Origin of the sequence: Massilia sp. CFBP9012 (assembly GCF_034045115.1) — a bacterium.
Taxonomy (GTDB): domain Bacteria; phylum Pseudomonadota; class Gammaproteobacteria; order Burkholderiales; family Burkholderiaceae_D; genus Telluria.
Genome location: NZ_JAXCWM010000010.1, coordinates 39,158 through 60,745 on the forward strand (window position 1 = coordinate 39,158; position 21,588 = coordinate 60,745).

Here is a 21,588-nt window from a genome sequence, read left to right on the forward strand (position 1 = left end):
TAGACGTTCTCCAGGACGACATTCAAGGCCCTTATCGTAGGCCTTGCTTTGGCTTGCTGAAATAGCCAATTCCATGGAAGATGGGCGTACCAATTCCTTGCCATCCGCCATGCACATCCATGACCTGAGCGCCGGTGCGTCGCTCGACCGCAGCAGCGATGTGCCACTATTTCGCCAGTTGTACGCCCGCCTGAAAGAGGCGATCCTGCGCGGCGCGCTGGCGCCGGGTGCGCGCCTGCCTGCCACGCGCGACCTGTGCCGCCAGCTCGGCGTGTCGCGCCAGACCGTGCTGGCGGCCTACGACCAGCTCACCAGCGAAGGCTATCTGCGCGGCGGCGTGGGGCAGGGCACTTTCGTCGACGAAGCCCTGCCGCTGGCGCGCCAGGCGCCGGCAGCGCCGGGACTACTGCGCGCGCTGCCGGAACGGGGCGCGGTGCTGGCGGAGGCCATGGGGACGCGCCGTCTCTACGAGGGTCCGGTGCGGGCCTTCCGCCCCAGCATGCCGGGCCTGGACCTGTTCCCCTTCGACCTGTGGCGCAAGCTCGAAGCACGCCACCTGCGCCATGCACAACGGGGACCCTACCTCGGCTACGGGCCGGCCAACGGCTACGCCCCACTGCGCGAGCTGCTGTGCGCCTACCTGCGCGCCTCGCGCGGCGTGGTCTGCACGCCGGAGCAGATCGTCATCACCTCGGGCTCGCAGCAGGCGCTGTACCTGCTGACGCAGCTGCTGCTGGCGCCGGGCGACGAAGTCTGGGTCGAGTCGCCCGGCTACCAGGGCGCCTGCGCGCCGATGCTGGTGGCCGGCGCGCGCATCCGCACCGTGCCGGTGACGAGCGAGGGCATGGACGTGGCCTACGGCGCGCGCCACTATCCCGATGCGCGCCTGGTGTTCGCGACGCCGTCGCACCAGCTGCCGCTGGGCGCGACCATGAGCCTGGCGCGCCGGCTGGAGCTGCTGCGCTGGGCCGCGGCCAAACGCGCGTGGGTGATCGAGGATGACTACGACAGCGAATACCGCTACACCGGCCCGCCGTTGGCCTCGATGCAGAGCCTGGACCGCGCCGGCTGCGTGATCTACGTCGGCACCCTGTCGAAGGTGTTGTTCCCGGCGCTGCGCCTGGGCTATGTGGTGGCGCCGCCGGCGCTGGCCGAACCGCTGGCGCGCGCCAAGGCGGTGGTCGACATGCACCACGCCATGCTGCCGCAGGCGGTGTTGGCGGACTTTATCGCCGAAGGCCACTTCATGCGCCATATCCGGCGCACGCGCGACGCTTATGCCGAACGGCGCGCGGCCCTGATGGCGGCGCTGGAAGACCGGCTCGGCGAGCGCCTCGCATGCGGGCCGGCCGACGTGGGACTCGACCTGTGCACGCATTTCAGGCCCGACCGCAAGGGGCGCATCCCGGATGAAGCGCGCGTTGCGCAGGCGGCCCTGGAGGCCGGCATCGAATTGAGGCCGCTGGGGTATTACGCGAACGCCGCCGCCACGCCCGCCTGCGCGGTAGATCCCGGTCTGCTGCTCGGCTTTTCGGCGGTGAAGCCGGAGGCGATCCGGCAGGGCGTCGAGGTGCTGGCGCGGGTGATCGAGGGCCAGTGGCCGCGCAAATAAGCGACGAGGGTATTTGACTGACTTGGCACGAGAAACAGTACATTTGCACGTCAGTCCCGCAGCATCAACACGTCATTCCCTCGCAGGAGGGAATCCAAGTGTGGCCGGCCAGCGGCCTAAAAATCGACCTCCGATAAACGTTCGGGCCACGCAAGAGCATGAACATTCTGTAACTTCACTTGGATTCCCGCCTGCGCGGGAACGACGTGCATACTTTGCGTAAAAATAATCCGGACACCACTGCGCCTGCGCGGGAATGACATGCCGAAGACTGGCGTGCAAATCTGCTGCTGTACGATCGCTCAGTCAGATCCACGCTATCGAAGCCAGGGGTAGGCCGCCAGCCACCTTCCGAGTTCGTTGTCGTTGGCGCACCCCAGCTTATGAAAGATGTTGGCGCGGTGTGTTTCGACCGAGCGCGGGCCGCAGGGCGGCACCAGCACCCGCGCGATCTCCTTGTTGGGTTGCCCCAGGCCGACCAGGCGCGCGACTTCGCGTTCGCGCGGCGTCAATTCTTCCCACAGCCGGCTCGCGTGGCCGCGCGCGCGGGCCTCCATGATGGCGTCGGGCAGCTTGTCCAGCAATTGCTGGGTGTCCGGCTTGCCCACCCAGTCCCAGGCGCCGCTGCGCACCGCCTCGAGGGCCATGGGGATGTCGCCGTGCCCGGACAGGAATACCGTCACGAGCGGACTGTGTTCGGAGCGCAGGCGCTCGAACACGGCCAGGCCGCTCATGCCGCCCATGCGCAGGTCGAGGATCACGCATCCCGGCTGGCTTGGATCGACCGCCTCGAGGAAGGCTTCGCCGGAGTCGAAGGCCTGCACTGCCAGCCCTTGCGAGAACAGCAGGAGCAGCATCGAGCGGCGCAGGGCTTCGTCGTCGTCGACGACGTAGAGGGTTAGTGGTGAATCTTTCATGGTGCTGCTTTCAATGAGCGATAGGCAGGATGAACGAGAAGGTGGCGCCGCCCTCGGCCTCATTCACCACCGTCATCGACCCACCATGGGCCTCGACAATGGTGCGGCAGATGTTCAGGCCAAGGCCAAGGCCGTCGCGCTTGGTGGTGAAGAAGGGGGCGAAGATCTGGTCGAGCTGGTCGGGCGGGATGCCCGGGCCCTGGTCGCTGACGGCGATGCGGATGCCTTGCATACCTTGTGTGTGCCGGCACGTGGACAGCACGATGCGGCGCCGATGGCGCGGCTGGTCGTGCATGGCCTGCGCCGCGTTGTGGATCAGGTTGACCAGCACCTGCTCGAGCAGGACCTGGTCGCCGCGCACCTTCACGGCGGGGTCTTCCAGCATCACACGCAGCAGCACTCCCTGGCCGTTCAGCTCGGGCCTGAGCAGCGCTTCGACGTGGTCGATCACGGCGCCGATGACAAGCGTGGCGTAGTCGGCGCGCTGCGGGTTGATCATGGCGCGCACCCGCTTGACGATCTCGCTGGCGCGCCGCGACTGCTCGACGATGTCGTCGAGCGCGCCGGTCAGCATGGCGGCTTCGCCCCTGGCGGCGAGGGCGCGCGAGGCGATCGCGAAGTTGGACAGCGCCATCAGTGGCTGATTCAGTTCGTGGGCCAGGGTCGAGGCCATCTCTCCGGCGCTGGCCAGGCGCGCGCTGCGCTGCAGGCGCAGTTCCTGGTCGCGCTGGCGCGCCTCGGCCTGCTTCTGCGCGGTGATGTCCACGATCGAACTCATCCACCCACGGTGCACGCCGTCGGCGTCGATCAGGGGCGCGGTGTACACCATGGTGAGCACGTCGTGTCCGTCCTTGTGGCGGATGCGCGATTCGAAGCCGTGCGGCGCGGCGCGGCCCTGCAGGGCGTCGTCGCTATCCCGGGCCTGCTTTTCCAGGTCGTCCGGATGCCAGTAGGGGTAGGGCGGCCGGCAGCCGAGCAATTCGTCCGGGCTGTAGCCGACCATGGCGCAGAAGGCAGGGTTGACGTAGATGATCTTGCCCTCCGGGTCGCGCGCACGCATGCCGACCAGCAGGGAGTCCTCCATCGCCTTGCGGAAGGCGTATTCCTGCTGGAGATCGCGGGTGCGCTCTTCGACCCGGTGCTCGAGCTCGAGCCGGGCCGACTGCTGCTCGGCATAGCGCCGCTCGCGCAGGCGCCAGTACAGCACGCCGAGCAGCAGCAGGGCCATCGCCAGCGTGCCCAGCGCGAGTGCCAGGCGTCGCGCCTCGCGCACCTCGCGCATGTCCTCGAGGACTGTCAGGGTCCAGCCCAGGCCGGGCAGCGGCGTATCCAGCGCAAGGTAGTCGCGCGCCTTTCCGCCGGTGCTGGTCCTGAGGACGAAGCCCGGCACGTCGTCGCGCACCCGGATCGTCCACGGCAGGACGTCGAAGCGGCGCCGCGCGCCGTACTGGCCGTGGTCCGCGATCCAGGCCGCGTCCAGCGCGGACACGGGGCCGAGGCTCTTGAACAGCCACTCGGACACGCCGCTCAGGAACACGACGCCGCGGCTGTCCCTGAGGACCACCGGGTTGGCGCCATCGCGCCACGTCCGTTCCAGCGGATCGAGGCTGATCTTGACGACCATGACGCCGGTCACGTCGCTCCCCTCGCGCACGGGCTCCGCGATGAACAGGCCGGCCTGGCCGGTGGTCAGGCCCAGGCCGAAGAACAGCCCGCGGCGGCCCTCCACCGCATCCTCGAAATAGGGACGCTGGCGGTAGGATTCGCCGACAAAGCTCGATGGCAGGTTCCAGTTGCTGGAGGCGATGGTCAGGCCCGCGCGATCGATCAGGAACAGCGCGGTGGCGCCGGTGGTCGTCTGCAGGTCGGCGAAATAGGCATTTACGCGCGACTGCAGGGCCGCGTCGCGGGGCGCCTGCAGCAGGTGGTGCACGTCGGGATGGCGCGCCGCCGCATGCGGCAGAAAGTCGTGCTTTTCCACCAGGCCGCGCAGGCCGAGTACGTGCGCCGCCGTCGCCTGGTGCAGCGCCTCCATCTTGGCCTGCAGCTCGCGCTGCTCGGCGAACCATCCGGCGGCGAAGATCAGGGCCAGCCCGCCCGCCAAGGCGAGCAGCTTGCGCCAGAGATGTCGTTTGAACAAGGATGACATCGAATAGTCCCTGGCCAAAATAGCCAACAATAGCAGCTGTACAGGCTTCGCGCGGCCTCCTCCGTATTTTTACGGAGGAGGCCGCGCCAATATTGCGGATGTGCCGCCTGCTGGCGGTGTCGACAATGGGGTTTCCAGAAGAGGAGACACCTTCATGACAACAACCATCAGCAATCCGGTCGCCGGCGCACAGCCGCAGGCCGCCGAACCCATTTCCGGCGCGCGCCTGCGCGCCATCTTCGTCGGCTCGGCCGGCAACCTGGTCGAGTGGTTTGACTTTTACTGCTACGCGGCCTTCGCCCTGTACTTCGCCAATTCCTTCTTCCCGTCCCAGGATCCCACCGCCCAGATGATGTCGACCGCCGGCATCTTCGCCCTCGGCTTCTTCGTGCGCCCGATCGGCGGCATCCTGTTCGGCCACCTGGGCGACCGCCATGGCCGCAAGGTGGCCCTGATGGCGTCGGTGCTACTGATGTGCGCCGGCTCGCTGCTGATCGCCTGCGCGCCGACCTACGCCACCGCCGGCATCCTGTCGCCCTGCATCCTGCTGCTGGCGCGCCTGCTGCAAGGCCTGAGCCTGGGCGGTGAATACGGCGCCAGCGCGACGTACCTGTCGGAGATGGCGGATTCGAAGCGGCGTGGCTTCTACGCCAGCTTCCAGTACGTGACCCTGATCGGCGGCCAGTTGCTGGCCCTGGTGCTGCTGCTGGTGCTGCAGCATTTCCTGCTCAGCGACGCCCAGCTGCGTGACTGGGGCTGGCGCATTCCCTTCGTCTGCGGCGCGCTGCTGGCCCTGATCGCGCTGATGATGCGTCACGATATGCCGGAGACCGATTCGTTCGAGAAGGCGCGCAAGAAGGCCAAGCCGATGGGCGGCCTGAGGCAGCTGGCCCAGCATCCGAAGGAAGTGCTGCTGGTGGTCGGCCTGACCATGGGCGGCACCCTGGCGTTCTACGTCTACACCGTCTACATGCAGAAGTTCCTGCGCCTGTCGGTCGGCCTGACCGACTCTCAGACCACGGCCGTCTCGGCCGCCTCGCTGTTGTTCGCCATGTGTCTGCAGCCGCTGTACGGCGCGCTGTCGGACCGCATCGGCCGCCGCCCGCTGCTGGTAGGCTTCGCGCTGCTCGGCACGATCTTCACCGTGCCCCTGCTGACGGCCATCCGCCACGCCAGCGGGCCGTGGGAAGCGTTTGGCCTGATCGCCTGCGCCTGGATCATCGTCTCGGGCTACACCTCGATCAATGCGCTGGTAAAAGCCGAGATGTTCCCGGCCTCGATCCGCGCCACCGGCGTCGGCGTGCCGTATGCGTTCGCGGTGTCCATCTTTGGTGGCACGGCCGAATACGTCGGGCTGTGGTTCAAGTCGGTGGACCTGGAATCGGGCTTCTACTGGTATGTCACCGGCGTCATCGCCTGCACGCTGGTCGTGTGCTGGTTCATGCGCGACACGGCGGCGCATTCGAAGATCGATGCGGAGTTGCGCGGGCATTGAACCTGAAAAGGGAGCCCATCCTGGCACCAGGACTGCGGTCCTGGTGCGATTGAATACACAGCCCGAACTGGTCACTCGCGCCTGTGAATGCCATCGCAGGCCTGCCATTAGTCGGGAGCTGCCGATACCAAAAGGTCGGCAACGACGTCACCCCGAAGTGGACCATCTACAAGCTCAGCGAATTCAAGCATCTGGTTTCGTAGCTCGACCATGCGTGCAGTAGGCCCGGCTTGTGCAGACCAGACGAGTTCGGACGGCCACTGGGCATATGCAAAATAGTGGCCGTCCGTGCACCTATGCAAACGCGATCCCAGACCGCCTCGCTCATCGCGTACCAGCTTGGTGAGTTCCAGCCAAGCGTGCTCGAAGTCTCGCTCATGGCCAGAAGCCACTTTCCATCTAAAGTAAATCGCGTGCATGACATCCTGTCGGCTTAAGGCATCAACCTGTTTATAAACATGGCTGACGTCCTGGTTTCAGAACGGTGGTCGCGTACGTACACTGTCGACCCAAGACAGCTCTCCAACCGGTCCCTACAGGGACCACCACACGTTTTCTACTTAATCGTCTCGACCAATTAATGAAACCGCGGCATTCGTGGAATTAATATTGCGTTGGGAATAAAAAAGTTTTCGACATTCAATATATTAGCGCAATTTGTCGATATTTTTTACAAATACACATTAATACAATTGTAGAATCCTTATCGGTATACGATTTGCATGCGTTGATTCCAAATCGGGCGCCAGGCATGAGGGCTGTCCGGTCATGTTCGATCATTAATATCCATTTGATGTTTAGTGATATATTCGCCGCCCCGCTTTGCTGTTTAAGCAATCATTGCTTGGAAAGGGAAGTGAAAGCCGCTGTAAAGGTGCAGATTTTTTTACTCCAGCCAGCATACAAGACTCATTCGCATGCGGTTTGTTAATCGTTGTCATTTTGCAAGGAAGTAATGATGATCCGAAAACTAATGATGGCCTTCATGGCAGCTGTTTTGACAAATTCCGCGTTGGCAGCGACGATTGACTTCGAGGCTCAGGATAATGGTCACGATTACTATGATTACAGCTTTATCGAAGACGGTTTCAAGGTGAGCTATTCACCGGGCGTATTCGGATTTTATATTATCAATGACCCTAATGACCAGGTAGGCATGTGCAGTCCCGCATGCAGTTCCAATGGAACGACTGCATTTTATGCTTTCAATGACAGTAGTGTCACGTTCGAACGCGATAACAAAGGTTTGTTCTCATTCACAGCGCTGGATGTTGCCAAAACATTCACTGGAAACGGTCGTCCCTTGTCCATGACGCTGACTGCAATGGGAGTTAATGGCATCATAACGAGCACCATATTTTTGGAAGAAAGTCTGGCTGAAACATTCTCGAATTTTAACTTTGAAGAATTCGTCAATATTTCGTCATTAACGATCACGGGCGGGCAAGAATTCCCGGACTTTGCAATTGACAATGTCATCCTCTCTCCAACCGAGGTTCCAGAACCGGCGTCCTGGGCAATGCTGATTGCCGGCCTTGGAATCATTGGCGCGGCGCGCCGCCGGCATTTGTCCAACGGCCTCGCCCAATAGGGGCATCATCCGATCGCGAGTGGATGACTTCCCGCTCGCGATTACGTCGTCGATCTGACCGCCCATACTTTTTCGCCCGTTGTGATGGAAGCCAGAAAAAAGTATAAAATCTCAACTTAACTTGAGGTCAAGCGCAATGACGACGATCGATCCCGACAAGAAAGCCCTCACGGTGGGCGAGGTGGCGCGCCGCAGCGGCGTGGCGGTCTCCACCATCCATTTCTATGAATCGAAAGGCTTGATCAAGGGCTGGCGCACGGACGGCAACCAGCGCCGTTATGCGCGCGAGGTGCTGCGCCACATCGCCATCATCAAGGTGGCGCAGCGCACCGGGATCCCGCTCGAGACGATCCGGGAAAACCTGGCCGGGTTGCCAGAAGGGCGCACGATCAGCGCAAAAGAGTGGCGGGTGCTCGGCGCCGGCTGGCGCGCGGAACTCGACGAGCGCATCGCGCGCCTGCAGCGACTGCGCGACGAACTCGATACCTGCATCGGCTGCGGCTGCCTTTCCCTCGCCGATTGCCCGCTGCGCAACCCGGCCGACAAGCTTGGCGAGGACAGCGCCGGCGCGGCGTTCCTCGATCGCCCTGCCGAGGCGGGGTATGATGCGGTCTCCATCAGCAAGCCGACGCCATGACCGATTCTGAACGCCTCTCCCCCGACTCCATCGCCGCGCTCCAGGCGCGCTTCGACGGCCACTCGCGCAAGGCGCAGGCCTATTACGCCGTCATGCACGAAGCGCGCAAGGTGCTCGGGAACGACGATGCCGCCAACGCCTGGATGAAGGCGCCCCAGCAGGCATTGGACGGCCGCACGCCGGCCGAGCTGGTGGCGAACGGCCGCACCGACGACGTCCTGGCCAGCCTGCGCGGCGCACAACAGGGAGCGGCGCGATGACGGTCAAGCGCTGCTCCTGGGCCAATATGGCCAATCCGCGCTATATCGCCTACCACGACAACGAGTGGGGCGTGCCCTGCCACGACGAGAACACGCTGTTCGAAATGCTCAACCTCGAAGGCGCGCAGGCCGGCCTGTCGTGGGAAACCATCCTGAACAAGCGCGATACCTACCGCGCAGCCTTCGACGGCTGGGATGCGGAAAAGATCGCCGCCTACGATGACGACAAGAAGGCCGAGCTGTTGCTCAACCCCGGCATCGTGCGCAACCGCCTAAAGGTCGCCGCCGCGATCACCAACGCCAAGGCCTATCTCGCGCTGCGCGAACAGGGCCTGACGCTCGACGACTACCTGTGGGCCTTCGTCGACGGCAAGCCGATCGTGAACGACTGGCCGGATCGCGCCCGCCCGGCGCGCACCGAGCTTTCCGACCGCATCTCGAAGGATCTCGCCAAGCGCGGCTTCAAGTTCGTCGGCTCGACCATCGTCTATGCCTATATGCAGGGCATTGGCCTGGTGGACGACCATGACCGCGAGTGCCACTGCCGCAGCAGGCGGCGCTGAACGACGAGGTTCGCATGAATGTGCAGGACCACTGGCGCGGCCGCGCGCGCTACACCGTCTTCGACAGCGACCATGGCGACGGCAGCCGCTTCGCCGCCCTGGTCGAAACCTGGCGCGCTGACCCGCAGCGGCCCGCGCACCTGCACGTGGTGGCGCTCACCGATAGTTTGCAGCCCGGCTTTCACCGCATCCCGCAGGACGACAGTAACGTCACGCTCGACCTGGTGTCCGCGCCGCTCGAGGCCGCGCTGGCCGAACTGAATGCGCACCCCGATTTCATCCGCCTGCACGGTGTGCAGGGCACGGACTTCGTCCGTCCGCTGGCGCGCCTGACGGCGCTCGGCGCGCGACTGGAAGCGCAGGGCCTCGATAGCGAACAGCGCGCGGCCCTGGCCGCCCAGGGCTTCGCCTTCGATGGCGACGATGCGACCTTCTCGACCCGCAAGCCACGCCTGCCGTCGACACCCGAGCCGGACCGGCGCGCGCTGGTGCTGGGCGCCGGCGTGGCCGGCTGCGCCGCGGCCGCGCGCCTGTGCGCGCGCGGCTGGCAGGTCACGCTGATCGAGCGTCATCCGCAAGTGGCGATGGAAGCCTCGGGCAACCTGGCCGGCATCTTCATGCCGCTGCTCTCGCGCGACGACAATATCCCGACCCGCCTGACGCGCGCCGCCTACCTGTATGCGCTGCGCCTGTGGGAGCAACTGGGTGGCGTTGGCCGCGCCTTCGACGGCGACCGGTGCGGCGTGCTGCAGCTGGCGCGCGATGCCGGCCACGCGGCCGTGTCGCGCGCGATCGCGGGCGATGGCAAGCTGCCGCCCGATTTCGCACGCTGGCTCGAACCACCGGAGGCCCAAGCGCTGCTCGGCTTGCCCGCGCCGGATGGCGGCTGGCTGTTCCCGCAAGGCGGCTGGGCGCGGCCGGGCAGCGTGTGCGAGGCGCTGCTGGCGTCCTGTGGCGACCTCTTGACGCGGCGCTTCGGCGCCGGCGAGGTGAGCCTCGAGCGCAAGGGGGACGAATGGCAGGCGCGCGGCGCCGATGGCAATGTCATCGACCAGGCGCCGACCGTGGTGCTGGCCAGCGGCGCCGGCGCGCGCAAGATGGTGCAGACCCGTGAGCTGCCGCTGCAGGCGCTGCGCGGGCAAGTAACGCACCTGGCGCCGGAGCACGCCCCGCAACTGCCGCTGGTGCTGTGCCGCGAAGCCTATCTGACGCCGTCCGCCCATGGCGTCACCTGCGCCGGCGCGACTTATGACCTGGACGCCGATCCGCAATTGCGCGCCGCCAGCCAGCAAGAAAACGTGGCGCGGCTGCGCGGCCTGGTGTCCGATCCGCAGGCCGCCGAGGGCGCGCCGCTGGCGGGCAGGGTGGGGTTTCGCTGTGTGGCGCCGGACCGCCTGCCGCTGGTCGGTCGCCTGCCGGACTTCGCCGCTCTGGGGACCACCGAACGCCTGCGCGACGTGCCGCGGCATCCGGGCCTTTACGGCTTGCTGGGCTATGCCTCGCGTGGCCTGATCTGGGCGCCGCTGGCGGCCGAGCTGCTGGCCGCCCAGCTGGAAGGCGAGCCGCTGCCGCTCGAGATGGCCCTGGTCGATGCGCTCGATCCGGCCCGTTTCGTGTTGCGCGCGCGGCGCAACAGCCGCCATAGCCCTGAAACTGCGCCAAACGCCGCGGATATCGGTCCCTGACCGTTGCGCCGCCGCAAATGTGCGCGCGGAATGGGCACGTGCGGCCAAACTCTGGAATGCCTGCGGGTATAATTTATTGGTAGCAACTTTTGGCCGAAAGGGCCTGTCCGGATGGAAGATTCACACCACTCGCCCGAGCTGTTCCTGTTCCTGGCGTCCACTGCGCACGACATGAAGAACTCGATCAGCGTCCTGTCCGGCACGCTCGAACGCCTGCTCGACGGCGCCTCGCCCGAGACCGAGAAGGCGTATGCGCAGATGGCGCAGATGCTGTACCAGACGCGCCGCCTGAACGACAATCTGATGCAGCTGCTGGCGCTGTACAAGCAGGTCGGCAAACCCGGTTATCCGTTCGACGTCCAGCCGCTCGAAGTCGGCCAGCTGGTCGAGCAGGTAGTGGCGCTCGAGCGCGTGCTGCTCGAGTCGCGCGGCGTGGTCCTGGAACTGGACGTCGATCCCGAACTGATCGCCCATGTCGACGAAGACCTGATCGTGGGCGTGGTGTCGCATGCCGTCAACAACGCGCTGCACTACACGCGCGACCGCATCCGCCTGTCGGCGCGCTCGCGCAACGGCGATCTCGAGATCCGGGTCGAAGACAATGGCGCCGGCTTTCCGCCCGCGCTACTGGCGGCCGGCACGCCGGGCAGCGGTGACAGCGGCGTCAACTTCCTGACCAATAGCGCCGGCCTGGGCCTGTACTTCTCGGGGGAGGTGGCGCGCATGCACCGCCACCGAGAGCGGACCGGCGCGGTGCGGCTCGAAAACGGCGGCCCGCTCGGCGGTGGCTGCTTCATCCTGACCCTGCCATGAACACGCCCGCCGCTCTCCCCAAGCCAGACCCCAAGTCGGATGGCGCCAAGTCGGATGGTGCAAAACCGGACGCCAAGCCGGACGCCCCGCCGGTGGTCGCAAAGCCCAAGGTGCTGGAAGAGATCGACTGGGCCAGCAAGCATTACCTGATCGTCGACGACTTCGTCGGCATCCGCCAGCTGCTGCGCGAAAGCCTGCGTAGCCTGGGGGCCAGGAATATCGACCAGGCGTCCAGCGGCGGCGAGGCCATGGCCTTGCTCAACAAGCTGCGCTACGACGTGGTGCTGTGCGATTACAACCTGGGCGAGGGCAAGAATGGCCAGCAGGTGCTGGAAGAAGCGCGCCTGCGCCATCTCTTGACGCCGTCGTCGGTGTTCGTGATGGTCTCGGCCGAAAAGAGCGTGGAATCGGTGATGGGCGCGGCCGAGCACCAGCCGGACGCCTACCTGGTGAAACCGATCACCGAAGGCGTGCTGCTCACGCGCCTGAACCGCGTGTGGCGGCGCAAGCAGATCTTCCGCCTGATCGACCAGGCCTTCATCGAAAAGGATTACCTGCGCGCGGCGCGCCTGTGCGACGAGCAGATCGCCGCCAACCGGGTGCACGTGATCGAGCTGCTGCGCATGAAGGCGCGCATGCTGGAGCGAAGCGGCCAGCCGGCGCGCGCGCGCGAAGTGTACGAGCAGGTGCTGGCCCAGCGCGAATACCACTGGGCGCGCGCTGGCCTGGGCAAGATCCGCATGGCCGACGGCGACTTCGAGCAGGCGCGCCAGATGTTCCAGACCGTGATCGCCGAGAACCGGCACTACATCGACGCCTACGACCAGCTGGCCCGCGCCTACCAGGGCATGGGCCAGCACGAAGAGGCGGCCGCGGTGCTCGAGCGCGCGGCCAAGCTGTCGCCCAATTCGGTGCCGCGCCAGCGTCACCTGGGCCAGGCTGCGCTGCGCCTGGGGAATGTGCCGATGGCCGAGAAAGCCTTCCGCAAATGCCTGGTGATCGGCGAGTATTCGATCCGCAAGGCGCCCGACGATTACCTGGGCCTGGCGCGCGTGTGCGGCCTGAAGGGCAATACCAAGGATGCGCTCCAGTTGCTGCTGCTGGCCCAGCGCGAATTCGGCAGCGAGCACGAACACATCGTGCTGCGCGCGAAGATCACCGAAGGCCACGTCTATCACGAGAGCGGCGATTACCTGAACGCGCGCCGCGCCGGCGACGAGCTCGATGCGATGCTGCAGGCCGATCCGGGGCGGCCCGGCACCGCGATCTGTATCGAGATGGCGACCCTGCTGTTCGCGGTCGGCGTCAAGGGCACGCCGAACGAGGTGCTGGCCCACGTCATCCGCAACAACCACGACAACACCCTGCTGCAGGACGAGGTGCAGAAGATCTTCGACCGCGCGCGCCTGCCCGACGAGGGCGCGCTCATCATCCGCACCGCGCGCAAGGAGGCGGTGGACCTGATGAACCAGGGCGTGGTGTTGTGGAAGACCGGCAAGCTGCCCGACGCCGTCAAATGGATGCGCAAGGCGCGCGAGCGGCTGCCGGACAACGTCCGGGTGCTGTTCAACGCGGTGCAGATCCTGATCTCGCACATGCAGCAGCGAGGCTACGAGCCCGAGCTCGAGCTCGAAGCCCGGCAGGTGCTGGAGCACGTCGACCGGCTGCAGCCGGGCCAGCAGCGCTTCGCGCAGCTGATGGAGCAGTTGAGTACCTTGCAGCCGAAGCCGGAACCGCAGCCGGCGTCCGCCGAACCTGCGCAAGAAGAAGCGGCTGCAGCACCCAAGACCTGACATTCCGTACGGCGCAATACTGTGTTGACGAGGGTGGTGTATTCGCCGGGACCGATCGTCTCCAGAATGGCATGACCATTCCATCAGGGGCGATCATGGCCGCAAGCACTGCAAACCAGTTGTTGCTGTACCCGGGCGGCTATCCGGTGTACGTCGATGTGCCGCAGCGGCAGGTCGGCGGCGTTGGAACGGCGCTGCGCTTCGCCTTGCCGCTGCGCGCTGTAAACTTCCCTTTATCGCATGCGCGTGAATCCAAGCTGGTGGTCGCGCTGGCGGGAGAATTGACCCTGCGCGCCGGCGCTCGAACGTATGCCGTCTTGCGGGCGGGCCAGGCGGCGCTGGTGACTCCCGGTACCGCCCACCGCATCGCCCAGCATGGCGAGCGGCCAGCCGTGGTCGGTGTGGCGCTCTGGCCCGGAGCGGTGGAAGAGGCTTTCCGTACGCTCGACCGGATGGTGTCGCAGCGCGGTTTCGAGCATGCGGCCGTCGCCGCGCTGTTCGCGCGCTACGGCGTGCAGTGGGATGCCGCCATCACGCAGCATGGGCATGTTCGGGCGCCCAAAGTCACGGCCTTTCGTGCGGCATTGCGCGCATTGCCGCCGGCGCTGCGTGAGCGGCTGGCGGCCTGCTGGCGTGAATGGCTGCCGCCGGCGTGAACAGGCTTTCGAAGCCGGCATCCTCGATGTCTTCCAGCAGCCCGATCAGGATCAGCGACACCTGTTTGAGTTCGCGCATCAGGGGCGCGATGTCGGGCTGGCTGGCGCCAGCCCGGATACGCTCGACGATGCGGGCGCCGATCTCGTGCAGCCTGCGGTGCGGCGCATCGAGCGCGTGGTAGGTCGGCGTGCCCGCGAAATAGCGGCCTTCGCTCAGGTACCAGCGGCCGAGGGCGCACTTGGTGACGCACAGGGTAGGGTGGCCGGCCGACTGGCGCAGCGGCGCATCGGGCGGCAGGGCGGCGCGCCGGATCGCGAAGCTGGCCAACTGGCGCCGCCACTGCACATGATCGACGATCGCCATGTGCACCAGGCCGACCGGCAGGCCGCGGCACTTGCCGGCGGCGGCGCAGAACGCCTTGAAGCCCGCCAGGGGAAGGGCGCGGCTGATCAAAAAGCCCTGGGCCACGCCGCAGCCGGCTTCCACCAGAAAATCGTGCTGCGCGAGCGTTTCGACGCCTTCCGCGACCACTTCCAGGCCGAGTTCGTGGCCGAGGCGGATCGAGGAACGGACGATGGTCGCGTTCTTGGGCGAGTCGAGCATGCGCACCACGATGCCCTGGTCCAGCTTGATGGTCGTGAACGGCCACTGGCTCAGCGTATCGATGCTCGAGTAGCCGATGCCGTAGTCGTCCATCGCCAGGCCGATGCCGGCCTCGGTCAGCGCCTGCACGTTGTACAGCACGCAGGGGGCGGCCTGCAGCGCTTGCGTCTCGGTGATCTCGAGTTCGAGCGCCGCCGGCGGCAGAGCGCGGCGCACGATGGCGTCGAGGATCATGCTTGTCAGCGTGCTGTTTTCGAGGTCGCAGGAGCACACATTGAACGACACCTGGAACTGTTCCGCCAGGCCGCCATCGACCAAGTCGTGCACCAGTTGCGGCAGCAGCCGCCGGGTCAGGCTCTTGAGCAGGCCGGCGCGCTCGACGGCGCCGATGAAGGCCGATGCCGGCAACAGCGTGCCGTCGGGGCGCTGCCAGCGCACCAGGGCCTCGGCGCCGACGATGCGGTTGCTGGTCAGCGATACCTTGGGCTGGTAGTACAGGATGAACTCGCGCCGGCGCAGCGCGCCGGCAATCTCATCTCGGCTGACGATCGACATGGCATTTCCCGTGGATGTTCCATACCGATGTTATCCGCCGAAGCCGCCAGGCGGTCAAGCGCTGCGCCTTCTGCCATCGGCGGGAGGACGCTGCGTTTTTCCTCAATAATCGACCGGGTAGTCCTTGCGGAACTTGGCGCCGCTGAAGGCCTTTTTCTGGGTCCAGTCCTGGGCCGGGCTGGTCCAGTAGGAATCGTCGGCCGGCAGGCCCAGCGCCAGGAAGCTGGCCGAGGCGATGTACATGCTGCCGCTGTTGGAATACCAGTCGCCCAGCTCCGGCTGGTGGCCGGCGAAGCCGATGGTGAGATAGCCGTCCCTCGTGAAGTTGTCCGGGGCGGTGTACAAGGCCTTGTGCATCGCCTGCATCGCCGAGCGCACCTGGCCCTCGGGCAGGGTCTGCGGCAACTGCTTGCGCCAGGCCAGCAGGGCCAGCGGCTGGAAGGCGGCGCTGCGGTAGGTGAGCGAGCGGCCGATCGGCGGGAAGGTTCCCTGCGGCGAGATGAAGCGCTCCAGGTGCTCGCAATAGCGCTGGGTGCGTTTCAGGGCCTGGGCGCGCAGCTCGGCCGGCTTGCCGTTCCAGAACGGCGCATTATGCCGTTCGAGCACCTCGAGGATCTCGAGCAGCATCGGGTACATCACGAAGGAGCTGTAGTAATCGAAGTGGAAGGATTCGCCATCCTTGATCCAGCCGTCGCCTACATACCATTCGTTGACCTTGCGGATCGCGACATTGGTGCGCAGCGGGTCGGCCTCTTCGCCGATCGACAGCAGCCAGGCCTCGTTCATCGCCGCGAACAGCAGCCAGTTGATGAAGGGCGGCTCGATCCGGCGCAGGCCCTTGATCTCGGCGACGATGCGCTGCTTGGTGGTGGTGTCGAGCGGCTCCCACAGCGCTTTCGGCGCGCGCATCAGCGCATTGGTGAAATAGGCCGAGTCGACCAGCGCCTGGCCGTGGCCGCGCCAGGTCAGGTAGTCGGGGCTTTTCGGATCGACCGAATGCACATAGCTCTGCAAGGCCATCTGGCGCAGGCGCGCACGGGTCTTGCCTTCGGCGCTGGCGTCGTCGGGCAAGGCCAGCCACGGCGCCGCGCCGGCGATCAGCCGGCCGAAGGCTTCCAGGTAGGCGACATTGTTGTCGCGTCCATCCGAACTCGGACTCACCTCGAGCTTGAAGTTCTTTTTCAGTTCGCCGCGCGCCATATTCGACAGCACCGGTTCGGCCATCTTCTGCAGCAGGCCAGCCATGTAGGCGCGGTCGCCGCCGGTCGCAGCGGATGGGGGCGCGGCCAGCGCGGGCGCAGCCAGGCCGCCCAGTGCGGCGCCTGCTGCCAGGCTGCCGATGAAATCTCGTCTCTGCATCGTGTCTCCTTGTCGTTATGTGAATAGTCAGGGCTCGCCGGCCAGCCGTTCACCGGCATAGGCGCGATAGCGGCGGATGCGGCCCGTAACGTCGTCCTTGCCCTGGCGCGGCACGTAGCGCAGGCCAGCCACCTCGACGTCCTTGCCCAGGTCGATCACCAGGCGGTGCGGGTGCGCCGTGCCGGCGCCCGGGCCGGTGTAGGCCGTGTGCCAGTAGTCGCTGTTCTGGCCATTGATCGCATTGAGCGCACCGCCATCTTCCTTGTGCGCTTCTTCGCTGTCGACCCAGGCGATGGTCCAGGCGGATTGCTCGATCGTCTTGCCGTTCTTGTCCAGCAATGCCAGCTCGGCCACCGCGGCGTAGGGCTTGCCGTCGAAGGCGTCGAGCGACTCGAGGCAGAACTGGCGCGCGCGCAGCGGCGCCGCGAAGCGCACGTCCTGGGTCGCGGAGCCGGGGGCGAACGCGCCTTCGTGCGCGGGCTTCACGCCATCGAGCTGCAGCCTGACGGTGCTGGGCGGGCGTTCGAGGTCGCGCTCGCGGTGCAGCTGGTCGAGGATCGGTTTGGAGAGACCCGCGATGCGCGCCTCGCGCGGCCCGGTCAGGTCGAGCACGACCACCTCGTTGCGGCCGCGCCTGATCCACGGCCCCGGCAGGTACATGGTCTGGGTCGGCCCGATGCTCCAGTAGCGGCCCAGGCAGCGGCCGTTGATCCAGACGATGCCCTGGCCCCAGCCCGACATGTCGAGGAAGGTGTCGTGGGTGGCGCTCGTGTCGAAGCTGCCGCGCCAGAAGGCCGCGTCCTTGCTGCGGCCGCGCTTGAACGCCAGCGGCGGCAGCACGCCTTCGGCGTCGAAATCGATGGCGCGGATCTCCCAGTTCTCCAGCGCCTGAGCCTCGCCGCCGTTCGGCGTGAAGGTGACCGGGCCATGCATGCCCTTGCGGTCGTGGATCTCGACCCCGAAGTTCACGCGCGCGATCGTGTACAGCAGGATCTCGACGGTCGCCGGCTTGCTGCGCGCGGGGATCGTCACCTTGAAGCGGCGGTGGCGCGTGTCCATCGTGCCCACCGGCTTGCCGTCGACCCGCACCCAGGCCAGGTCGCGCACCTTGGCGGCGGCCAGCACCCCGGCCGGGCCGGCCGGCAAGGTGACGCGGTAGGCGACAATGCCGCGGCTGATGTCGTATTCCTCGATCGGGCGCGGCGACACATCCCGGATCGTGCGCGCCGGCAGACTGGCGCTCATTGGCGCGGTCTCGTTCAGGGCGAAGGCGGGAATCGTCATCACCGGCATCGGCGCCGGCGGCTGCGGCAAGGTTTCACCTGGAGCCAGGAAGGGCGTCATCGCGGCGCGGTAGGCCTCGAACTTGTCGCCGATCCAGCCGGCCTCGCTGATCGGGGCGTCGTAGTCGTAGCTGGTGGTGTCGGGCCGGAACGGACGGTCGCAGCCGCCCCACAGGCCGAAGGTGGTGCCGCCGTGCGCCATATAGAGGCTGAACGAGCCGTTCGCCGCCAGCATCGTCTTGATGTCGGCCACGGCGTTCTCGACGCCGCCGCGGCGGTGCGGCGCGCCCCAGGTGTCGAACCAGCCGGAATAGTATTCGCCGCACATCAGCGGCCCTTGCTGCACCTCGGCCAGCGCCTTGAAGCCGGCTTCGGGATTGCTGCCGAAGTTCGCCACCGAATACAGCTCGGGGATGTGGGTCTTGGCCACCGCATTGGTCGGGTTGCACTGGAATAGCGGGACGTCGAAGCCGGCGTCCAGCACGGCCTGGCGCAGCGCGCGCATATAGTCCAGGTCTTCGCCGTAGAAACCGTATTCGTTCTCGACCTGCACCATCAGGATCGGGCCGCCCCGCGTCACCTGCTGCCCACCGAGCACGCGGCCGACCTCGCGCAGCCAGCGCCGCGACGGCGTCAGGAAGGCTTCGCTCGTGGAGCGCAGGAAGGCGTCGCCCTGCTGCTTGAGCAGCCACCATGGCAGGCCGCCCATTTCCCATTCGGCGCAGGCATATGGGCCTGGGCGCAGGATCACCCACAGGCCTTCCTGCTGCGCCAGCCGGCAGAATTCGGCGGCATCGCGCTGGCCGGCCCAGTCGAATTTTCCTTCACGCCACTCGTGGTAGTTCCAGAACAGGTAGGCGCAGACGCTGTTCAGGCCCATCGCCTTGATGGTCTTTAGGCGGTGCGTCCAGTACTCGCGCGGCACGCGCGAAAAATGCATCTCGCCGCAGCGGATCTGCAGCGGTTTGCCGTCCAGCAGAAAGTCTTCGCGGCCGATCGCGAAACGGGGCGAGGCAGCAGCCTGGATCTGAGCTGGCAAGAGCGCCAGCGCGGAACTGGCCGCGGCGCCCTGCAGCAGGCGCCGGCGCGGCAGTGTGCGCGTCATCGTGTGCCTCCCGCCTTATCGACCAGATTCGCCATCTCGCTCGCCGCCAGCAGGAAGGCGCCGACGCCGAAGGGCGCGGTCGAGTCCTGATTCACGACCTGGCCGGGGATCGCGCGCTCGCCGATCGGCTGCACGTAGCCGACTCGCCCATCGGCCTGCAGCGCGACCCGGCTGAGGAAATGCCAGCCGCGCAGGGCGGTCGGCGCATACGCAGCGCGGTCGAGGTAGCCGTTGTTGATGCCCCAGGCGTAGGCATAGGTGAAGAAGGCGGTGCCGCTGCTTTCCGGTCCCGGTGCATGGCCCGGGTCGAGCAGGCTGCGGGTCCAGTAGCCATCGTCCTGCTGCAGCGGCTTGAGGGCCGCCGCCATGCGGCGGAAGCGTTCGGTCAGCAGGGGCCGGCTCGGATTGTCCGGCGGCAGGTCGGCCAGCGTCTTGGCCAGGGCGGCGAACACCCAGCCATCGCCGCGCGCCCAGAAGTCCTTGCCGCCATTGGCCGACTTGTGCTTGGGGTAGATGTACTTGGCGTCGCGGTAGTACAGGCCGGCGTCCGGGTCGTACATCAGCTGGTCGGCATACGTGAAGTACTCGTGCAGCTTGTCGAGGTAGCGCTGCTCGCCCGTGGCCTTGTACAGTTTCGTCATCGCGGGCATCACCATATAGATGCCGTCAGCCCACCACCAGTAATCGCGATTGGAAGTGCTCATCTGGTATTCCATGACCTCGCGCGCACGGGCGATGCGGCGCGGGTCCTTGCGGCCATCGAGTTCGTACAGGTCGACATAGGTCTGGAAACAGGTCTGCCAGTCGCCGAACAGCACGTACTCCTGGGTCTCGCCATAGCTGTACTTCCACTCGGCCCGCTTGTCCGAGTCCGCGCCACGCCAGCGATTGTGCTCGGCCCAGGCGGTCGAGTAATCACGGTACGCCTCGTTGCGGGTGAGGGTATAGGCCGCGATATTGCCGGTGTGGTAGGCGGCAACGTCCCAGAACGCCCACTGTTGCGGGGCGTGATTGCGCTGCCAGTAGTCGTTGGCGCGGGTCAGGTCGGCCAGGACGTCGGCCCGTGTAGGCGCTTGACCACTGGTGCTGGCGCAGCCGCCGGCGAGGGTGACCAGCGTGGCCAGGGCAAGCTTGAGGTAGAGTCGTCTCGTCATGTCGTCTTTCATTGAATGTGAGTGTCGCTTGCGGGTCGCCACTGCAAGACCTGCACGGTGGATGGCGGCACGTCGGCCAGTCCTTCGCCATCGACTTGCCGCACCGCCTGCAGGTACAGGTGCAGTTCTCCCTGGCGCCGCCATAACTCGGTGTCGTAGCTGGGTTCCCAGGCGCCGACGGCGCTGTGCGTTAGGTCGTGCACCGACCAGCGCGGCGCATCGAAGCCGGGGATGCGCACCACCGACACGCGCTCGCCGCGTTCGCTGTCGCGAAACACGAGGAAGCCCGACGGCTCGTCCGCATGTCCGTCGATCAGCAATTGCGGGCGCGCGATCGGGATCGCCTTGGTGCCCATGCCGGCGAGCGAAAAGGCGGTCTTGCGAAAGTCCAGGTCGAGCCGGCGCCAGCCTTCGTCGCGCCGGTACAGCACACGGTACTGGGGCACGGCGCTGTCCTTTGTCCTCCAGTAGCTGGCGATATACGGCCGGCCCCGGGCGTCGAAGGCCATCGAGGTCTGGTTGATCAAGTCGCTGTTCTGTGGGATGCGCGCCGCATACTCGGCGCTGGCGGCGCTGATCGGCAGACGATAGGGCTTGCCGTTGCTGTCTTCCCAGCTCGCGCCGCCGTCGCGCGAGCGCGCATAAGCCATGTCGTGGTTGCTGGCGACGTCGGGCGATTCGCGCCAGACCCAGGACAGGTGGATGACGCCGAGGCCATCCACGCCAGCCTGCCAATAGGCGTTGCGCCGAGCTTCTCCGCTGATCAGATTGTCGGCCACGCGGCGCCAGCCGGTGGCCGGATCGTAGCGGTTGGCGACCAGGTTGCCGCGGCCCGAGCCGCCGTCGCGATACAGGAACAGCAGGCCGCCATCGGGCATGCGGAAGAACTCCGGATAGGACAGCGACGTTTCGTCGCGCCCCAGCATCGGCGCCGTCCGCAGTTCGAGGCTGCCGGGGGCGACCCCGCGCGCATAGTTCAGCGGGTTGTTGTGCTGGTCCCAGGCCATGTGCAGCACGCCTTCTCCATCGACCATGATGCTGATCGCATTGTGGGCGTCGCGCACATTGCCGCGCCAGGCGGTCTGGCGCAGTTCCCAGGCATCGCCGCCGAGGCGGCGCTTGCCCAGCACGACCTGGCCGGCGCCATCGTAGTAGGCGATGTACTGGTGCGCGCCGTCGCTGGCCAGGGCGTTCTTGCGAAACACCACGGCGTTGACCGAGTTGCCGGCCCAGCCGGGGCCGACCTGGCTCAAGGTTGGACCAACTGCGGGGCCAGCGGGACCGGCGGCGCAACCATGCAGCAGCGCCGCGCCGATGGCGAGTACGATCGCTCGTGCGAACAAGCCGGTCATCCGCA

Annotated in this window: 18 protein-coding genes; 10 read left to right on the forward strand and 8 right to left on the reverse strand. The window is 66.3% G+C overall.

Going from position 1 to position 21,588, the window contains the following annotated elements; genetic code table 11:
* Positions 1 to 109 precede the first annotated feature (109 nt).
* The gene (gene pdxR, locus SOM61_RS17335; protein ID WP_320475232.1) at positions 110 to 1,612 is read left to right on the forward strand and encodes a MocR-like pyridoxine biosynthesis transcription factor PdxR; all 1,503 of its coding nucleotides are present in this window, start codon (positions 110 to 112) and stop codon (positions 1,610 to 1,612) included.
* 317 nt (positions 1,613 to 1,929) lie between these two features.
* Here the strand turns inward: pdxR and SOM61_RS17340 are convergent, their stop codons facing one another.
* Together SOM61_RS17340 and SOM61_RS17345 are read right to left on the reverse strand one after the other, a co-directional pair.
* Positions 1,930 to 2,529 carry a response regulator transcription factor gene (locus SOM61_RS17340; RefSeq protein WP_320475233.1) on the reverse strand — a complete coding sequence of 200 codons (600 nt, stop codon included), beginning with the start codon at positions 2,527 to 2,529 and terminating at the stop codon, positions 1,930 to 1,932.
* A 10-nt stretch (positions 2,530 to 2,539) separates the two neighbouring features.
* Positions 2,540 to 4,678: a sensor histidine kinase gene (locus tag SOM61_RS17345; RefSeq protein WP_320475234.1), complete on the reverse strand. Its 2,139-nt coding sequence runs from the start codon at positions 4,676 to 4,678 to the stop codon at positions 2,540 to 2,542.
* Positions 4,679 to 4,832: 154 nt separating this feature from the next.
* Here SOM61_RS17345 and SOM61_RS17350 point away from each other — a divergent pair, with 154 nt between their 5' ends.
* Positions 4,833 to 6,173, forward strand: a complete 1,341-nt coding sequence (locus tag SOM61_RS17350; protein WP_320475235.1) for an MFS transporter — start codon at positions 4,833 to 4,835, stop codon at positions 6,171 to 6,173.
* A gap of 107 nt (positions 6,174 to 6,280) precedes the next feature.
* Here the strand turns inward: SOM61_RS17350 and SOM61_RS26490 are convergent, their stop codons facing one another.
* Positions 6,281 to 6,592, reverse strand: coding sequence for an antibiotic biosynthesis monooxygenase family protein (locus SOM61_RS26490; RefSeq protein ID WP_414675020.1), 312 nt, complete (start codon positions 6,590 to 6,592; stop codon positions 6,281 to 6,283).
* Between the two features lie 536 nt (positions 6,593 to 7,128).
* Between SOM61_RS26490 and SOM61_RS17355 the strand changes: the two genes are divergently transcribed.
* The 8 genes from SOM61_RS17355 (at position 7,129) to SOM61_RS17390 (ending at position 14,171) form a co-directional block, all read left to right on the forward strand.
* Positions 7,129 to 7,764 carry an NF038120 family PEP-CTERM protein gene (locus SOM61_RS17355; RefSeq protein ID WP_320475236.1) on the forward strand — a complete coding sequence of 212 codons (636 nt, stop codon included), beginning with the start codon at positions 7,129 to 7,131 and terminating at the stop codon, positions 7,762 to 7,764.
* 136 nt (positions 7,765 to 7,900) lie between these two features.
* Positions 7,901 to 8,401, forward strand: a complete 501-nt coding sequence (soxR, locus tag SOM61_RS17360; protein ID WP_320475237.1) for a redox-sensitive transcriptional activator SoxR — start codon at positions 7,901 to 7,903, stop codon at positions 8,399 to 8,401.
* Positions 8,398 to 8,661: an MbcA/ParS/Xre antitoxin family protein gene (locus SOM61_RS17365; protein ID WP_320475238.1), complete on the forward strand. Its 264-nt coding sequence runs from the start codon at positions 8,398 to 8,400 to the stop codon at positions 8,659 to 8,661. The genes soxR and SOM61_RS17365 overlap by 4 nt, the downstream gene beginning before the upstream one ends.
* On the forward strand, positions 8,658 to 9,224 hold the full coding sequence (locus SOM61_RS17370) for a DNA-3-methyladenine glycosylase I (protein WP_320475239.1): 567 nt from the start codon (positions 8,658 to 8,660) through the stop codon (positions 9,222 to 9,224). The genes SOM61_RS17365 and SOM61_RS17370 overlap by 4 nt, the downstream gene beginning before the upstream one ends.
* A complete protein-coding gene (gene mnmC1 / locus SOM61_RS17375) occupies positions 9,197 to 10,909 on the forward strand; it encodes an FAD-dependent 5-carboxymethylaminomethyl-2-thiouridine(34) oxidoreductase MnmC1 (RefSeq protein ID WP_320475240.1) in 1,713 nt (570 codons plus the stop codon). The genes SOM61_RS17370 and mnmC1 overlap by 28 nt, the downstream gene beginning before the upstream one ends.
* Positions 10,910 to 11,020: 111 nt before the next feature.
* On the forward strand, positions 11,021 to 11,722 hold the full coding sequence (locus tag SOM61_RS17380; protein ID WP_320475241.1) for a sensor histidine kinase: 702 nt from the start codon (positions 11,021 to 11,023) through the stop codon (positions 11,720 to 11,722).
* Entirely contained in the window at positions 11,719 to 13,515 is a 1,797-nt protein-coding gene (locus tag SOM61_RS17385; protein WP_320475242.1) for a tetratricopeptide repeat protein, read from the forward strand. Before SOM61_RS17380 ends, SOM61_RS17385 begins: the two co-directional genes overlap by 4 nt.
* Positions 13,516 to 13,586: 71 nt before the next feature.
* Positions 13,587 to 14,171, forward strand: coding sequence for a hypothetical protein (locus SOM61_RS17390; RefSeq protein WP_320475243.1), 585 nt, complete (start codon positions 13,587 to 13,589; stop codon positions 14,169 to 14,171).
* On the opposite strand, the gene SOM61_RS17395 is transcribed toward SOM61_RS17390, so the two are convergent.
* From SOM61_RS17395 to SOM61_RS17415, 5 genes are all read right to left on the reverse strand, one after another.
* Positions 14,080 to 15,330 (reverse strand): EAL domain-containing protein, encoded by a 1,251-nt coding sequence (locus SOM61_RS17395; RefSeq protein ID WP_320475244.1) that lies wholly within the window; start codon positions 15,328 to 15,330, stop codon positions 14,080 to 14,082. The genes SOM61_RS17390 and SOM61_RS17395 overlap by 92 nt on opposite strands.
* Before the next feature lie 102 nt (positions 15,331 to 15,432).
* Positions 15,433 to 16,689: a DUF2264 domain-containing protein gene (locus tag SOM61_RS17400; protein WP_320475245.1), complete on the reverse strand. Its 1,257-nt coding sequence runs from the start codon at positions 16,687 to 16,689 to the stop codon at positions 15,433 to 15,435.
* 27 nt (positions 16,690 to 16,716) lie between these two features.
* A complete protein-coding gene (locus tag SOM61_RS17405; protein WP_320475246.1) occupies positions 16,717 to 19,077 on the reverse strand; it encodes a beta-galactosidase in 2,361 nt (786 codons plus the stop codon).
* Positions 19,074 to 20,231 (reverse strand): glycoside hydrolase family 88/105 protein, encoded by a 1,158-nt coding sequence (locus tag SOM61_RS17410; RefSeq protein ID WP_320475247.1) that lies wholly within the window; start codon positions 20,229 to 20,231, stop codon positions 19,074 to 19,076. Before SOM61_RS17410 ends, SOM61_RS17405 begins: the two co-directional genes overlap by 4 nt.
* A gap of 8 nt (positions 20,232 to 20,239) precedes the next feature.
* Positions 20,240 to 21,583: a BNR repeat-containing protein gene (locus SOM61_RS17415; RefSeq protein ID WP_320475248.1), complete on the reverse strand. Its 1,344-nt coding sequence runs from the start codon at positions 21,581 to 21,583 to the stop codon at positions 20,240 to 20,242.
* Positions 21,584 to 21,588: the final 5 nt, after the last annotated feature.

Coding starts and splice junctions, on each gene's coding strand:
- pdxR (WP_320475232.1), top strand. CDS start 110: ATGCACATCCATGACCTGAGCGCCGGTGCGTCGCTCGACCGCAGCAGC.
- SOM61_RS17340 (WP_320475233.1), bottom strand. CDS start 2,529: ATGAAAGATTCACCACTAACCCTCTACGTCGTCGACGACGACGAAGCC.
- SOM61_RS17345 (WP_320475234.1), bottom strand. CDS start 4,678: ATGTCATCCTTGTTCAAACGACATCTCTGGCGCAAGCTGCTCGCCTTG.
- SOM61_RS17350 (WP_320475235.1), top strand. CDS start 4,833: ATGACAACAACCATCAGCAATCCGGTCGCCGGCGCACAGCCGCAGGCC.
- SOM61_RS26490 (WP_414675020.1), bottom strand. CDS start 6,592: ATGCACGCGATTTACTTTAGATGGAAAGTGGCTTCTGGCCATGAGCGA.
- SOM61_RS17355 (WP_320475236.1), top strand. CDS start 7,129: ATGATGATCCGAAAACTAATGATGGCCTTCATGGCAGCTGTTTTGACA.
- soxR (WP_320475237.1), top strand. CDS start 7,901: ATGACGACGATCGATCCCGACAAGAAAGCCCTCACGGTGGGCGAGGTG.
- SOM61_RS17365 (WP_320475238.1), top strand. CDS start 8,398: ATGACCGATTCTGAACGCCTCTCCCCCGACTCCATCGCCGCGCTCCAG.
- SOM61_RS17370 (WP_320475239.1), top strand. CDS start 8,658: ATGACGGTCAAGCGCTGCTCCTGGGCCAATATGGCCAATCCGCGCTAT.
- SOM61_RS17380 (WP_320475241.1), top strand. CDS start 11,021: ATGGAAGATTCACACCACTCGCCCGAGCTGTTCCTGTTCCTGGCGTCC.
- SOM61_RS17385 (WP_320475242.1), top strand. CDS start 11,719: ATGAACACGCCCGCCGCTCTCCCCAAGCCAGACCCCAAGTCGGATGGC.
- SOM61_RS17390 (WP_320475243.1), top strand. CDS start 13,587: ATGACCATTCCATCAGGGGCGATCATGGCCGCAAGCACTGCAAACCAG.
- SOM61_RS17395 (WP_320475244.1), bottom strand. CDS start 15,330: ATGTCGATCGTCAGCCGAGATGAGATTGCCGGCGCGCTGCGCCGGCGC.
- SOM61_RS17400 (WP_320475245.1), bottom strand. CDS start 16,689: ATGCAGAGACGAGATTTCATCGGCAGCCTGGCAGCAGGCGCCGCACTG.
- SOM61_RS17405 (WP_320475246.1), bottom strand. CDS start 19,077: ATGACGCGCACACTGCCGCGCCGGCGCCTGCTGCAGGGCGCCGCGGCC.
- SOM61_RS17410 (WP_320475247.1), bottom strand. CDS start 20,231: ATGACGAGACGACTCTACCTCAAGCTTGCCCTGGCCACGCTGGTCACC.
- SOM61_RS17415 (WP_320475248.1), bottom strand. CDS start 21,583: ATGACCGGCTTGTTCGCACGAGCGATCGTACTCGCCATCGGCGCGGCG.